The 13,588-nt window shown below is 43.0% G+C and carries 16 protein-coding genes; 5 read left to right on the top strand and 11 right to left on the bottom strand.

Annotation, left to right across the window (positions count from 1 at the left end; translation table 11 throughout):
* From AEQ18_RS11510 to AEQ18_RS11490, 5 genes are all read right to left on the bottom strand, one after another.
* On the bottom strand, positions 1–681 hold the full coding sequence (locus AEQ18_RS11510; protein WP_054116483.1) for a rhomboid family intramembrane serine protease: 681 nt from the start codon (positions 679–681) through the stop codon (positions 1–3).
* The gene (locus tag AEQ18_RS11505) at positions 678–1,235 is read right to left on the bottom strand and encodes a 5-formyltetrahydrofolate cyclo-ligase (protein ID WP_054116482.1); all 558 of its coding nucleotides are present in this window, start codon (positions 1,233–1,235) and stop codon (positions 678–680) included. Before AEQ18_RS11505 ends, AEQ18_RS11510 begins: the two co-directional genes overlap by 4 nt.
* An 84-nt stretch (positions 1,236–1,319) precedes the next feature.
* Entirely contained in the window at positions 1,320–2,303 is a 984-nt protein-coding gene (locus AEQ18_RS11500; RefSeq protein WP_054116481.1) for a FecCD family ABC transporter permease, read from the bottom strand.
* Complete coding sequence (locus tag AEQ18_RS11495) at positions 2,300–3,283, bottom strand: FecCD family ABC transporter permease (RefSeq protein WP_054116480.1); 984 nt, start codon at positions 3,281–3,283, stop codon at positions 2,300–2,302. The genes AEQ18_RS11500 and AEQ18_RS11495 overlap by 4 nt, the downstream gene beginning before the upstream one ends.
* On the bottom strand, positions 3,280–4,071 hold the full coding sequence (locus tag AEQ18_RS11490) for an ABC transporter ATP-binding protein (protein WP_054116479.1): 792 nt from the start codon (positions 4,069–4,071) through the stop codon (positions 3,280–3,282). The genes AEQ18_RS11495 and AEQ18_RS11490 overlap by 4 nt, the downstream gene beginning before the upstream one ends.
* 193 nt (positions 4,072–4,264) lie before the next feature.
* On the opposite strand from AEQ18_RS11490, the gene AEQ18_RS11485 reads away from it, so the two are divergent.
* The 4 genes from AEQ18_RS11485 (at position 4,265) to AEQ18_RS11475 (ending at position 7,422) form a co-directional block, all read left to right on the top strand.
* Positions 4,265–5,224 carry an ABC transporter substrate-binding protein gene (locus AEQ18_RS11485; protein ID WP_054116478.1) on the top strand — a complete coding sequence of 320 codons (960 nt, stop codon included), beginning with the start codon at positions 4,265–4,267 and terminating at the stop codon, positions 5,222–5,224.
* A gap of 135 nt (positions 5,225–5,359) precedes the next feature.
* Positions 5,360–5,509, top strand: a complete 150-nt coding sequence (rpmG, locus tag AEQ18_RS15480) for a 50S ribosomal protein L33 (RefSeq protein ID WP_005229384.1) — start codon at positions 5,360–5,362, stop codon at positions 5,507–5,509.
* Positions 5,510–5,618: 109 nt separating this feature from the next.
* Positions 5,619–6,971, top strand: coding sequence for a Y-family DNA polymerase (locus AEQ18_RS11480; protein WP_054116477.1), 1,353 nt, complete (start codon positions 5,619–5,621; stop codon positions 6,969–6,971).
* A 172-nt stretch (positions 6,972–7,143) separates the two neighbouring features.
* Positions 7,144–7,422 (top strand): hypothetical protein, encoded by a 279-nt coding sequence (locus tag AEQ18_RS11475; protein WP_054116476.1) that lies wholly within the window; start codon positions 7,144–7,146, stop codon positions 7,420–7,422.
* 37 nt (positions 7,423–7,459) lie between these two features.
* On the opposite strand, the gene AEQ18_RS11470 is transcribed toward AEQ18_RS11475, so the two are convergent.
* The 3 genes from AEQ18_RS11470 to AEQ18_RS11460 form a co-directional block, all read right to left on the bottom strand.
* Positions 7,460–7,930 carry a hypothetical protein gene (locus tag AEQ18_RS11470; RefSeq protein ID WP_054116475.1) on the bottom strand — a complete coding sequence of 157 codons (471 nt, stop codon included), beginning with the start codon at positions 7,928–7,930 and terminating at the stop codon, positions 7,460–7,462.
* A gap of 68 nt (positions 7,931–7,998) precedes the next feature.
* Positions 7,999–9,234 (bottom strand): CCA tRNA nucleotidyltransferase, encoded by a 1,236-nt coding sequence (locus AEQ18_RS11465; RefSeq protein ID WP_054116474.1) that lies wholly within the window; start codon positions 9,232–9,234, stop codon positions 7,999–8,001.
* Positions 9,221–9,571 carry a nucleotide pyrophosphohydrolase gene (locus AEQ18_RS11460; protein ID WP_054116473.1) on the bottom strand — a complete coding sequence of 117 codons (351 nt, stop codon included), beginning with the start codon at positions 9,569–9,571 and terminating at the stop codon, positions 9,221–9,223. Before AEQ18_RS11460 ends, AEQ18_RS11465 begins: the two co-directional genes overlap by 14 nt.
* A 139-nt stretch (positions 9,572–9,710) precedes the next feature.
* Between AEQ18_RS11460 and AEQ18_RS11455 the strand changes: the two genes are divergently transcribed.
* Positions 9,711–10,616, top strand: a complete 906-nt coding sequence (locus tag AEQ18_RS11455) for a YitT family protein (protein ID WP_054116472.1) — start codon at positions 9,711–9,713, stop codon at positions 10,614–10,616.
* Between the two features lie 44 nt (positions 10,617–10,660).
* Here the strand turns inward: AEQ18_RS11455 and AEQ18_RS11450 are convergent, their stop codons facing one another.
* Genes AEQ18_RS11450 through AEQ18_RS11440 form a run of 3 tightly spaced genes read right to left on the bottom strand, consistent with a single transcriptional unit; the run spans position 10,661 to position 13,537 of the window.
* Entirely contained in the window at positions 10,661–11,218 is a 558-nt protein-coding gene (locus AEQ18_RS11450; RefSeq protein WP_054116471.1) for a YpiB family protein, read from the bottom strand.
* A gap of 9 nt (positions 11,219–11,227) precedes the next feature.
* Positions 11,228–12,487 carry a tetratricopeptide repeat protein gene (locus AEQ18_RS11445; protein WP_054116470.1) on the bottom strand — a complete coding sequence of 420 codons (1,260 nt, stop codon included), beginning with the start codon at positions 12,485–12,487 and terminating at the stop codon, positions 11,228–11,230.
* On the bottom strand, positions 12,488–13,537 hold the full coding sequence (locus tag AEQ18_RS11440) for a hypothetical protein (RefSeq protein ID WP_054116469.1): 1,050 nt from the start codon (positions 13,535–13,537) through the stop codon (positions 12,488–12,490). It lies immediately after the preceding gene.
* Between the last annotated feature and the right edge of the window lie 51 nt (positions 13,538–13,588).

Raw genomic sequence — 13,588 nt, 5'->3', positions numbered from 1 at the left:
TTATACAAGTATTTGATATTTTTTTAAACCATATATCACAAAAATCACCAATAAGAAAACAAAGAGAATGCCGGAGATGATTCGTGTATGAATGGAATACTTTCCGTAATTTTTGGGCAATGCCAAAAGGTTCCCCATTAACAGTCCACCGATGATGCCGCCGACATGACCCCAAATATCTATGGATCGATCAAACAAACCAAACACAAGGTTCAATCCAACAAATAAAGCGAACTGCCGTACCATCGCTTGAATGCGGTAATCGTTTTTGAAATGCAGCCCCAAAATCAAAAAGGCCCCAAATAAACCAAACAAAGAAGTACTTGCGCCTGCCGATTGTACACCTACTTGGTTAAAGGCAAAGCTCATCACATTGCCCATGATCCCGCTTAGGATATACAAGCAAAAGAAGCGGCTGTGGCCATATATAGCTTCCACTTGCTGCCCCATATAATACAAGATCACTGAATTGATCGCGAAGTGCGCCAAACCGAAATGCAGAAAAATTGGTGTGACAAAACGCCAGTATTCGTGCATATACGCCACAAAAGGACCATACATCACACCACCGGCCTGGATCATCGGTGTCAAATAACCGAGAATAAAAACAATTGTTTGAATCGCCAAAAACAAATAAGTAAAGAATGGCTGGTTCCGCCATTTTTTCATCAAAGTATTCATCGTACTGCTCCTTCGTTTGTTGCATCATAGCTGTCGGTAATGATTTTATCCACTGGGATATCAAAGGCTTCTGGCTGCCATGCATCATTGATTTGCTCTGAAAATGCCATAGATATCGTTTTTCCTCTATAATTTGCTAGAAACCGATCATAATAGCCGCCACCAAACCCGATTCGATAACCAGCAGTCGAAAAAATCAACCCTGGCACAAGGACAAGGTCCAAATGCAGTGCAGCTTTTTCACTGATGGGTTCTTCCACACCGAAGGCGGACTTTTGATAAAGTGTATCTCCATCTACCTCAAAAAAATGCAATGCTTTGTCGATCGTTTTAGGTACGGCGATCCGTTTATTTTCTTTGATCGCCTGTGCAAAGATTGGTTGGGTATCAAACTCAAAAGGAAGTGCGCGAATCACCCCGATCGATGACGCATTTTGCCATGCTTGAGAGGCAAACAGCATTTGCTGCATCAATCTTTCTTTCTTCTGTTTCCGTTTTTTAGGGAGTTGTTCTAATGTATTGATCATCTGTTTTCTCAAAAAAGCTTTCTCCATGAAATCACTCCTCTCAGAGATAGTACCAAAAAAAAGCGTCAAATAGCAAACGCGAATGAGAGAAAATTCGTTTTTCTCTACGTATCACGTTGACGATGCTTTTTGACGAATCAATAGATATAAAAAATAAGGCGCACCTACCAGTGAGATAATGATCCCTGCTGGTATCTCACCACTTGTCAATATCAGACGACCAATCGTATCACTGGCCAAAACCAAGATACTTCCTATCATCCCAGATAAAACGCATGCGGTGCGGGATTCTTTTCCGACGATCCCTTTGGCGATATGAGGTGCCAGTAAACCAACAAAAGCCAAATTACCAGTAAAACCAACGGTACTTGCAGCCAATCCGACAGCCAATAAAAGAAACCATGTACGCAATCTCGTGAGGGAAACCCCCAAACTAATTGCCTGTTCTTCCCCAAATCCTAGCAGATTCAGTAATGGCACTGTCCAAAAAAGAGCACCCGCCAGTAGGATGACCCAAGGGAGCAAACTGATAATCTGGGTCCACGACGTCCCCCAGATCGCGCCTGAAAGCCATGAGGTCACAAAGCTGTATCGATCCTTTGATAGTTGGACCGTCAGCAGCAGCGTTCCTGCAGCCAATCCTGCATTGACCGCGATCCCAGCCAAAATGACCCGTTCCATTGACAAGAGTTGCCGGTATTTGTATGCGATAAAGTATACGAGCAGCGCTGCTGACAAGCCCCCTATCACACCAATCAGCGGCAGCAAATACGACCCCTGCGCATAAAAGCCCAAATAGACGATCACGAATAACCCAGCGCCATTATTGATGCCTAAGATGCTTGCGTCTGCCAATGCATTCCGCGTCACACCTTGCAATGCAAAACCAGAAAAACCAAAAGCCATTCCAGCAATCAGTGCCAAACAAGCCCGCGGCAAACGAAAGGAAAACAACGTGAGCACTTGGCTGCTGGAAGCAGTCCCTTGCAGCATATCCAGCAAGACGCGGAAGGAAAGAAACGTTTTGCCGACCATCACACTAGCCAGGAATGCGGCAATCAGCACAAAGGAAACAATGATCACTTTTTTCTTCATCCTTGCTCCCTCCGAATCTTGATCAATAGGAAAGGCACACCGATCAAGGCTAAAATCGCGCCAAAAGGTGTTTCAAACGGTGGATTGATCAAGCGACCAACCAAGTCCGCCGCCATGACCAGCGTGCCGCCGCCAATGATTGTCAACGGCAGAATCAATTGATAATTTTTACCCACCAACCCCCGCGTCACATGGGGGACCATCAAACCAATAAAACTGACCGGACCTACCAACGATACCGCCATCCCGGCTAAAACCACCACTACCAATAAGGCAGCACCTCGTATCCCTTGAGGATGTTTGCCAAGGGCGATCACTGTATCATCCCCTAAAGACAAAAGATTGAGCGATTTCCCCATACCTAGTGTCAATAGAATGGCCAGTACATAAATCGGTGTGACAAAGCGCAATTGTGCCCATGTCACATTCGCCGCTCCGCCTATGAACCAAAAAGCCAGATCTTGATTCAAGTCAAACTGTAAGGACAATGTTTGGCTGATGGCTGAAAAGAAGGAGCTTAACGCCACTCCAGCTAAAATCAAGCCCGTCGGCGACATGCCTAAGCGTGCATACTTCGTAAGTAAAAACAAAAAGGCTGTAGCAATGAACGCTCCTAAAAAAGAAAAAAGTGCTGCCTGACTTGGTTGGATCGTTGGAAACAAAATAAAAGCGATCGCCAACCCAACCGCTGCCCCACTATTGACCCCTAAGAGCCCACCATCCGCTAAAGGATTCTTGGTGATCCCCTGCATGATGGCACCAGTGACCGCAAAGCAACTGCCTACGAGAAAAGAGGCCAATACCCGCGGCAAACGAATATTACGCAGCACTTGGTGTAATTGATTTTGATAGTCAAAGTCGAAGAACGCTTCTTTGATTGTCTGCAAAGAAATATCCGCGGCACCTTGTGTGATCGCCAGAAAGAAAATACCGATGAAAAGAAGACAAGCGAAAAGCAAAAGCCAAGTAAATCGTTTCATGACTCTGCCCCCAAATCATACGTCAAAATCAATGGTTTGCGACTATTGGGAAAGGTTGTCAATGTGGCTTCGATATCAAATAAATCTTTGAGCCATTGGGTGGTCAAGACTTCCTCAGGTGTACCGCACGTCAGCAGCATCCCAGCTTTTAAGGCATACATATAGTCAGCAAAGCGCGATGCATGATTCAGATCATGGATCGACATAATGATCGTTTTCCCATACTGTTGGTTGATTTGCTGCAGCAACAACAATATTTCTAATTGATGCGCTGGATCCAAAAAAGTCGTTGGTTCATCCAAAATCACAATATCGGTATCCTGTGCCAACGCCATCGCGATCCATACCCGCTGTTTTTGACCGCCCGACAACGTCCCGATATTTTCGTCGGCCAGTGCCTCAAGTCCAGTCGCCTGCAGTGCCCACTCAATCGCTTCAAGGTCTTTTTGGGAAAGACCACTGAGCCCTTTTTGATACGGGTAACGACCATAGGACACGATTTCGCGAATCGACAATCCGATGGAAGAATCACTGATTTGCGACAAAAGAGCGATTCGACCAGCCACTTCTTTGGTTTTGATTTGATGGAGCTGTTTTTCATCCAAAAACACGTCTCCCGATAAAGGTGTCAAGACCCGCGCCAATGCCTTCAATAAGGTCGACTTTCCGCTGCCATTTGGTCCAATCAATCCAATGATTTGTCCTTCTGGAATCTCGATTGTTAGATGTTGCACAATTTTTTGTTTTTGATAGCCGACCGTCAAGTCAACTGTTCTTAATTTCGCCATAATTCTTCCTCAATCATACATACTGATAATGATTATCAATTATGCTTGTTTTTCTTTGATTCGTCAATAGCTGTGAAAAATTCTCTTTTTAAGATTGACAAAAACAGCTTTCTTCGCAATAATACCTTTATGGATTGAGAATCATTCTCACTTAATAGAATGATCGTTCAATTGAGAACAAAGGAGGATAAAAATGACAAAACGATTCCAAACAAAAAAATGGCTAGCGATGCTTTCTTTGCTTTCACTAGTGGTGCTGGGTGCATGTTCCAATAGCAATGAAACCACTGACAGCACAGCAGACACAACAACAAGTGCCGCAGTTGAAACAACATTGACCGATGCTGCCGGCAATGAAGTCACGATTCCTGCCGATCCCCAGCGTGTGATCGCCAGCTATTTAGAGGATTATCTGGTGGCTTTAGATGTGACGCCAGTTGCGCAATGGACCGTCGGCAATGACAGCGACCAAGCCTACTTGCAAGACAAATTAGCAGATGTCCCACGTATCAATTACGATTTACCTTACGAAGATGTGTTAAGCTACGAACCAGATTTACTATTAATGGATAGCAATTCAATGGTTGAAGGAGATAAATATGCCCAATACAGCAAAATCGCCCCAACCTATGTCGTGACCAACGGCGAAGACGTGACTTGGCGGGATCGTTTAAACGATATTGCCAAAGTATTGCATAAAGAAGATCAAGCAAAGCAAGTTGAAACAGATTACGATGATTTGGTTGCTTCAACGAAAGAAACGTATGCAGATAAAATCGAAGGCAAATCCGTGGCCGTTCTATGGGTCGTCAATAACTCGGCTTTCATGGTTGCACAAACCAAATCAAGCGGTCAATTATTGTACCAAGAACTTGGATTTTCAGTTCCTAGTTTAGTCACAGAAATCAGCGAAACAGCCACTGCGGACTGGTCTGCTGTTTCGTTAGAAAAACTTGCAGAATTGGATGCAGATTATCTGATTTTGGTCAACAGTGATGAAGGTGCCGACTTCTTCAACGATCAAGTTTGGCAAAATCTCAAAGCTGTCAAAGATGGCAATTTATGGGAATTTGGACCAGAATCAAGCTGGTTATACAACGGACCGATCGCCTATACCAAAATGATCGAAGATATTCAAAGCAAACTCAAATAACTGTAGCCACGATTCGTCAAGTAGTTTTACTTAACAAAATACACAAAAAGACTGGCTTTCCCTTTCAAATCATGCTATTATATTTTAGTCTGAGAGATTTCTTGGAGGATTCTTGAATGGTGAGGGGGGAAAATCATGCGCGTAAACATCACATTAGAATGCACTTCTTGTAAAGAACGCAACTACTTATCTAATAAAAACAAACGTAACAATCCTGATCGTTTGGAAAAGAAAAAATATTGCCCACGTGAAAGAAAAGTTACTTTACACCGCGAAACAAAATAATTCAATTAAGAAGTTCGTCCAAGCTGATAACCAAAGTTTGGACGAACTTTTTTTGTTCGCTTTACAATACGAACATTTGTTCTTATAATTGGAATCAGAGGTGATAAAAATGGGTGGTTTTAATTATGAAGAAGAACCAAAAAAAGACATTTTATTTATTGACGTCAAAAGCTTCTATGCCTCTGTTGAATGTGTTTCTTTGGGATTAGATCCGATAAAGACTATGCTTGTCGTCATGTCTCATTCAGATAATACAGGCAATGGACTGGTTTTAGCGGCCTCCCCCATGGCAAAAAAAGTCTTAGGCATCACCAATGTCACCCGCAACGACAACATGCCTGTACATCCAGATTTGATCAAAGTACCACCAAGAATGAGCTTTTATATCAAAGAAAATACCAAGGTCAACAATGTGTTTCGCAAATATGTGGCAGAAGAAGATCTCATGCTGTACTCCATCGATGAATCGGTGATGGATATCACCCGTAGTATGGATCTTTTCTTTCCCGATCCCACCTTTTCGCGGACAAAAAAAAGGTGGGCTTTCGCAAAAATGATCCAACAAGATGTGTATCAATCGACGAAGCTCTACGTAACCGTTGGGATTGGCGATAATCCCTTATTGGCGAAGTTGGCCCTAGACAATGAGTCCAAACACAATCAACACCTGATTTCAGAATGGACCTATCAAGATGTTGCCAATAAAGTATGGCGCATTGCCCCTATGACTGAATTTTGGGGTATTGGCCATCGGACTGAAAAGCGCCTGCATTTGATGGGGATCGAATCAATCGAACAATTGGCGCAAGCAAGTCCTGATTTTTTGCGCAGTCGCATGGGCATTATTGGCGAACAACTCTATCATCACGCCAATGGCATCGATCGCACGATTCTTTCTGAACCGGCGCCACAGGTCCTGGAAAAAAGTTATGGCAACAGCCAAGTGTTGGATCGCAATTATTACTTGCAAGAAGAAATCGAGATTGTCGTCAAAGAAATGGCCGAACAAGTTGCGGCCCGAATACGCCGTCATCATTGTCAAACTGCCTGCATCCATGTGTCGATTGGTGTCGCTTTTGGAGAAACGGCCAACGGGTTTTCACGGCAAATGAAAATCCCGCCGACAGACAATTCTCGCAAACTGGTAGCACATTGTTTATTTTTATTTCGCAAATATTATACTGGGCAAGTCACTCGACATGTGGGCATCACCTACTCTAAACTGTTGTATACCGAAAATATCCAATTAGATTTATTTGACAATGCCGAAGAACAGCTGCAGCAACGTAACTTAGATTTGATCATAGACAAGATTCGTGAAAAATACGGCTTTACCGCCATTGTACATGCCAACAGTCATTTAGAAGGGGCCAGAGCGATCGCCCGCAGCAAACTGGTTGGGGGCCATGCTGGCGGGATGGACGGCATCTCGAACGTCGGACCTGAGAAACAGATCATGTGATTGTGGAAGGATCCAAGCCCTCCCTTCCGTTTTATTTGTCGATTATTTATCGAAAAAAACAAACCAAGCCAAAGTATTTTACTTATTTTTTAAGATTTTGGAAAAAATGAGCAATTTGATTCTTTGATGATTCTTTCTAGGGTATCTTAATATATAAGGGATGTGAGCAGAGATGAAAATAGACAAAATCGAATACAAGCGCGTGATCAATAATGCAGGACATCTTGAATATGATTTACTGCAGTTTCTAGAAAAGAACCGAGGCAGCGCTGCTGCTCAAGAATTGAAACAATCAGAAATCGACTATTTATTGTCGGAAGATATCCAACATCGGGTCATTCAGCAAGCCCGCAAAAGTCTTTTTGGGGATTCAATCATCATCAAAGACCATTTAGCTGAAGATTATCTTTTATTAAAAAAATACACAGATATTTTTCAACAATCATTATAAAAAAACGCAGAACTCAATGTTCTGCGTTTTTTGGTGCTTATTTTGCTTCTGTTTCTGATAAATGTTCGCCGTATACGTCTTCCACCGTTTGATTCGGATCGATGACGATATACAAGCTCTTCGTTTTTTCACTGATTTTGGTTGATTGGTACACATTGTCCAATCCTTCAGTGTCTTTGTCTTTATAAGGGAAGTACACCAAATCAGGTGTGCCGTTGCGATAAAGGATTTCCATTCTTTCGATGTCTTCATATTTCAATGCCCGAGCAAACATGCCCAATTCCAGGCCGCCCAGATTGATATCATGTGTGGCTACATGATCGCCTTCTTGGAAAATCTCGATCTTGAACCCAGCACAAGGATGAATCTCAACGAACTCACTACCGTGGATACGACCAAAACTTGTTGTGATTTGTTTGATCCACAAGTCACCGATATAACGACGTTCGATCGTCCATGTTTCTCCATTACGGAAATAGAATTTTAAAGCTTTCATATCTCTAGCCATGACAAAACGCTCCTTTTCATTAGTATTACATTTTAATTCTAACACATTGTCTGCATTGGTACACAAATTTACTTTGCTTTTGGCTGACTTTTTTCAGCGTGCTCCAGATACGCTTGGGCAAACAACAATAATGCCTCTTGTTGATTGGCAATGTTCCGTTTCACAACCGACGCTTCCAACTGCTGCAGCACGTCTTTCAGCCACGGACCCGATGGCCGGTCAAATGCCTGTAATAAATCTCGGCCATTGACGGCTAAATCTTGTAGCTGGTGAATCGGCAATGCCTGATAGCGTGCTTCAACATCATTGAGACAGCCGTCTTGTCCGATAAAAGGCAATAGACTTTCCACAAGTTCGATCGTAGTCATCCCTGCTTGATACAATGCACTGTCCGTCCAATCACTCGCTTTTCGCATCAGCAAGAATTGGTAGCCAGCTTGGACTTGCCGAATACAAGCATTAGAACATTTCCACGCTTTTAAGAAAGGCCGTACTTCATGAGCATTTAAATGCAATTGATCAAGCAGCAATACCCACGCCGCCTCTTCTTTGATCAACGGTAAGGCAGGCAGATCGGCCATCCGCAGCAACGCCTCGCCATAGGGGCGCAACCCAGGACAATATTGATAACATTCTGTCGCCACAAAAGCTTTTAACGCTTGATTTCGGTGGGTACCCAATAACATCTTCACAAATTCGATCATCACTCGTTCTACCGATATCTTCGCCAGCAAGGCATGATTTTCTTGGATCGCAAGAAATGTCCGCGCCTCTAGTTCAAATCCTAATTGACTGACAAAGCGTACCCCTCGCATCATCCGCAATGCGTCTTCGTGAAATCGTTCTTGGGGATTGCCCACTGCACGCAACACTTGATTGTCTAAATCCGCCAATCCATCAAACAAATCAATGATTTGGCCATCTTTTTGCAGCGCCAATGCATTGATCGTGAAATCACGCCGCTTGAGATCTTCTTGCAAGGAACGAACAAAGTCGACTTTGTCTGGTCGACGAAAATCTTGATATGCCGCTTCTGTACGAAACGTCGTGATTTCATATTGTTCTTGCGCCCATAGAACAAGAACGGTGCCATGCTCGATCCCAATATCGATCGTGCGAGGAAATAACGCTTTGACTTCTGCTGGAAAAGCGCTGGTAGCAATATCCACATCATGGATCGGCTGGTTCAAAATCGTGTCCCGCACGCTGCCGCCGACAAAATAGGCTTCAAAACCTGCTTCTTCGATTTTTTGTAATAACGGGGTTGCCTGAACAAAGGCCTCAGGTAGATTATTCAGCTTCATATACTTGCCCATCTTTTCTTTCAAAGCGATAGCTGTCCCGTTGATTGAACTTTTGCATATTCGCATGGAATACTTCTGTTAAATCAATATTTAAAGAATTCGCCATGATCATGGTCACAAAGAGTACATCGCCCAATTCTTCGGCAACCGTTTTTTCAGCTTCATCATGTTTCTTGCTTTTCTCTCCATAATAATGATTCACTTCTCGCGCAAGCTCACCTACTTCTTCTGTGAGCCGTGCCATTTGCGCGAGGGGGCTAAAGTAACCAGCTTTGAATTGTTGGATATATGCGTCGACTTCTGCTTGCATCGACGACAAGGATTGTTTGTCTGTCATTGTCTTCACCCTTTCTCTGTTATCTTACCAAAAGATCCTGCCCCTGACTAGACACCCGTCTTTAGGTCTGTTATTGTACAATCCCCCATTTCGTGCTACATTGATACTTGTGAATTTATAAAAAACGGAGGATAACAATTTGCGTACTTTATTTTCATGGCGAACAGTTCGTGATATTGTCTTGATTTTATTTGGCACGAGTATTTATGCCTTTGGTCTTGTTTATTTAAATATCCCAAATGACTTAGCTGAAGGCGGCGTGACGGGGATCACCTTGATCATGCGGGCATTATGGGGAATCAATCCAGCCATTAGTACATTGATTTTGAATATTCCCATCATTTTGATCGGCGGCAAGATTTTAGGTCGACGCTCGTTGATCTACACCATATTAGGCACCTTTGGTCTATCTTTTTGGTTGGCTTTTTGGCAAACGATCCCTTTTGCTATCGATTTGCAGCATGACTTGCTGATCGTTGCCTTGCTTGCCGGCTTAGTCGCCGGTATTGGTAGCGGTATTGTCTATAAAGTTGGTGGTACCACGGGCGGTGTCGATGTTTTAGCACGGATTTTAGAAAAAAACTTTGGGGTCACGATTGGCCGCTCCTTACTGATTTTTGATGTCTTTGTCTTACTGCTTTCCTTATCTTATATCGATTTGAAACGGATGATGTATACGTTGATTTTCTCCTATGTCTTTTCTCGTGTGATCGATTCGATCCTTGACGGCGGTTATTCAGCCAAAGGGATCTTGGTCATCAGCAATCATACAGAAGAGATGACACCAGTACTCATGGATGAACTGGAACGGGGCGTGACCTTCTTGCACGGAGAAGGCGGCTACTCTCGCGTAGATAAGCAAATCATTTATATGGTCGTCAGCGGTCGAGAAATCTCAGAGGTCAAACGAATCGTCCATGACTTTGATGCCCAAGCATTTGTTTCAGTCATCAATGTCCATGAGGTGGAAGGTGAAGGGTTTACTTATTTACGACCTAAATCACGCTTTTTGCAACGCAAAACAAATACACCCAAAACAAAATAAAAGGATTGAAGAATCATTGCTGATTCTTCAATCCTTTTTGCTTTTTAATGACTGCCTTCTTTTTGTTGCAGCAAGTAACGATTGACTTCGTCTGATAAAGCCAGAAAAGCATCTCGATCGCCATCTTCTAGCGCCATATCGATTTGTCGATATAAGGTATCGATCTTGGTTTGTGTTTCTTCTTCCGAAAGGAAACGCTGCACATTTTCGGCCATTTCCTGATCTAAATGATCATTCCAGCGATCATTGGGGTTATCTTCTAAAACCGCTAGATAAAAAGCATGGCTCCACGCATCGGGAAACAGACATTCCAAATATAGAGGTTTTTTCCAATTCATCCGTATCTCATGAAATATCTGATCGATATCAAAAAACGTCTGCTCAGCAATCGTCAATACAAAAGGTTCCCCACCGATTTCAGTGCTGCGGACACTCAAACCGCGGTCAGTCAACGCAGCCCCTTCAACAAAATGAACATTGTTCAAGATCGCTTCGTGATTTGCTAAATAGTTCAATACCCATGACACTTCGCGCCGGCTAAAAGACACAGTCGAAACAAGCCAATTCAGAAATTTTTTCTTTTCCTGTACATTGATGTTCATTTCTCTCACCTATCTTTCCAGAAGGTCCTCCAGAATGGATTGTACTTCTAAATCACTGGGTTCGTGGGCCAAATAATGCTGCAGTATCTGTTTTGCTTCTTGCAATCGGCCTTCTTCTCTCAAGAAAAGACCATATTCTTTCATAAAGGCTGGTTCATGATGCAGAGCCTCATTGGCTTCCTCGTAATATTTGGCAGCCAAATCATAGTCTTCCATTGCATGATAGGCTTGCGCCAGATTCCACAATGCATGGGGTTGTTCATTGTCTTCCATTTTTTCAATGGCCAAAACAGCTTCTTGCCAGCGTTCTTCATTTATATACAGATTGCTGAGGGTCAATAAGGTTTCATCTTCCTTTTCACCTGTTTCCAAAGCTTTTAATAAATACTGCTCTGCACTATCGCTATCATGCAGGCGATACGCATTCTCAGAAGCAAAATGATAAAAATCGACTTGAAACGGATCTTCATTGATGCCCTCTTCAATGACCCGCTGTGCTTCTTCTAATTGTTCTTCTTCTTGTAAGGCTTCCGCTAAGTAGAGATAGACTGCACGATATTGAGGATTCATCACCCGCAATTGCTGCAAATAGCGAATCGCCTGTTCATTTTCTTTCAATTGCAAGTATACCAATGCGGTTTGGAACAATCGTTCATCTGTCTGATTGTCCGCCAAACTCGCTTCAAAATACTCCACAGCTTCTTCAAATCGTCCTGCCATGCTCAAGGATGTACCCATCCGTTCCACCACAGAAATACCAGATACATCTGACACATCATCCGTTAAGAGCCCTTGGTAAAGATCTACAGCCTCTTGGTAACGGTCGGTGGTCATCGCTAACTCTGCCAACGCAAAGCGAATCAGCGCTTCTTCAGGCAGCAACGTTTGCGCTTCTTTCAATTTCGCTTCACTGACTTCCGGAATGCCAATCATTTGGTAAAGATCCGCACTCAACAGCAACGCTTGTACATACGCATCGCTGGTTGCCGGAATTTGATCCAGATAGGTGAAGGCTGTTTCGATATCATCATTTTCCATCGCAATTTCTGCTAGCGGTAATAACAGTGCCTCGTTGTCAGGGTATCTTTGCTGCAATGTTTGATAGAGTGTTTTTGCCTCTTCTAAAAAGCCGATTTCAAGTAACTCTCCCCCAAGGGCATCTAATGTTTCATCCTCATCGTTTTGCAAGGCTTCCGTAAAGTTCAACTGTGCTTCTGCTAAATCTTCAGCAGCCAAAGCTTTTAACATTTTTTCGCTATATGTATCCATTTAATTCCCTCTAATCTGCTTGATTAATTGCTCATAAGACGTAAGTGTTTGAACTAAGTCTTCTTCATTGACAGCAACTCTGCCCCCTATTGTACCAACTTTTGACAAGAATAACAGTTTTTTTTCTTTCTTTTGCAAATCCAACACGTGCGTCAAGTAATCGCTGATTGAAAAACTTTCCGGTAAGGCAACAGGATAACCCAAACGATAAAGCCACTGCCCAAACTGCACGAGATCAACAGTCAACTGCTGCTGATTGACTGTCCAAATAAAATGAAACAAAAAACCATAAAATATTTTCATCGTATCAGATAACAAGTGGCCATTTTCGGTTTGATACAAGGCCTCCGTAAACAGTTGCCCAAATTCTTCCAAATACGCGCCTTGCTGCTGATAAAGTTCAATGACTTTATCTGTATATGCTGCAAAGGATTGTTTCATCATGCTCGATTGATCAGGATAACTTCGATATAACGCTTTTATGAACTGCGGATCGCTGACGATGCCACAGCGGATCAAGAGTAAGAAATCAACTATTTTCCCCTCCTGCTGCTTGTCGGCAATCGTTTGATCATAGATCACATAACCCGGCGCATTCGGATTTTCCAACATGGGAATATCCGGCTTTCTGACCACGATTGCCCGTTCTTTGACACTCTTAGCCAACCCCCGCAGCGAGACAGGAATCAACCATAGCTCTGTGTTCAATACAGCTGTTGCATGAATAAAACTGCTCAATGCCATGATGCCTTCATTGCCAAAGCCTACGATCAGCACGCGGCTTTGTTTAGGATAATGCCCTAAAAAATCCATTCCATGCGTAAATTCAGTAAAATTATTGCAATACACTTGATTGGTACAAATATACCAGCTAACAGATTTAGGCAAGAATAAGCGTGTCAGCTTTTCATAAAAGCGATCATAGTAACGCTGATTCGTAAAGATGATCACTTGCTCAGCAACTACTTTCTGTTCTCGTAAAACAGAGGCCAACGTTTCACCGTATAAAATCACCGTTTCCTGTTGCGCCCTAGAAAATAGAAACTCCATAGATTGGCCTCCTTTCATATGCATCTATTATACCAAGAAGGCGCTTAATCA

Source organism: Enterococcus sp. RIT-PI-f (assembly GCF_001297065.1).
Classification (GTDB): Bacteria; Bacillota; Bacilli; order Lactobacillales; family Enterococcaceae; genus Enterococcus_D.
The sequence above is the reverse complement of the archived record's forward strand: the minus strand, read 5'-3'. Positions and strand labels throughout refer to the sequence as shown.

Coding starts and splice junctions, on each gene's coding strand:
- AEQ18_RS11445 (WP_054116470.1), bottom strand. CDS start 12,487: ATGGATACATATAGCGAAAAAATGTTAAAAGCTTTGGCTGCTGAAGAT.
- AEQ18_RS11440 (WP_054116469.1), bottom strand. CDS start 13,537: ATGGAGTTTCTATTTTCTAGGGCGCAACAGGAAACGGTGATTTTATAC.
- AEQ18_RS11490 (WP_054116479.1), bottom strand. CDS start 4,071: ATGGCGAAATTAAGAACAGTTGACTTGACGGTCGGCTATCAAAAACAA.
- AEQ18_RS11475 (WP_054116476.1), top strand. CDS start 7,144: ATGAAAATAGACAAAATCGAATACAAGCGCGTGATCAATAATGCAGGA.
- AEQ18_RS11505 (WP_054116482.1), bottom strand. CDS start 1,235: ATGGAGAAAGCTTTTTTGAGAAAACAGATGATCAATACATTAGAACAA.
- AEQ18_RS11510 (WP_054116483.1), bottom strand. CDS start 681: ATGAATACTTTGATGAAAAAATGGCGGAACCAGCCATTCTTTACTTAT.
- AEQ18_RS11500 (WP_054116481.1), bottom strand. CDS start 2,303: ATGAAGAAAAAAGTGATCATTGTTTCCTTTGTGCTGATTGCCGCATTC.
- AEQ18_RS11470 (WP_054116475.1), bottom strand. CDS start 7,930: ATGGCTAGAGATATGAAAGCTTTAAAATTCTATTTCCGTAATGGAGAA.
- AEQ18_RS11480 (WP_054116477.1), top strand. CDS start 5,619: ATGGGTGGTTTTAATTATGAAGAAGAACCAAAAAAAGACATTTTATTT.
- AEQ18_RS11450 (WP_054116471.1), bottom strand. CDS start 11,218: ATGAACATCAATGTACAGGAAAAGAAAAAATTTCTGAATTGGCTTGTT.
- AEQ18_RS11485 (WP_054116478.1), top strand. CDS start 4,265: ATGACAAAACGATTCCAAACAAAAAAATGGCTAGCGATGCTTTCTTTG.
- rpmG (WP_005229384.1), top strand. CDS start 5,360: ATGCGCGTAAACATCACATTAGAATGCACTTCTTGTAAAGAACGCAAC.
- AEQ18_RS11465 (WP_054116474.1), bottom strand. CDS start 9,234: ATGAAGCTGAATAATCTACCTGAGGCCTTTGTTCAGGCAACCCCGTTA.
- AEQ18_RS11460 (WP_054116473.1), bottom strand. CDS start 9,571: ATGACAGACAAACAATCCTTGTCGTCGATGCAAGCAGAAGTCGACGCA.
- AEQ18_RS11495 (WP_054116480.1), bottom strand. CDS start 3,283: ATGAAACGATTTACTTGGCTTTTGCTTTTCGCTTGTCTTCTTTTCATC.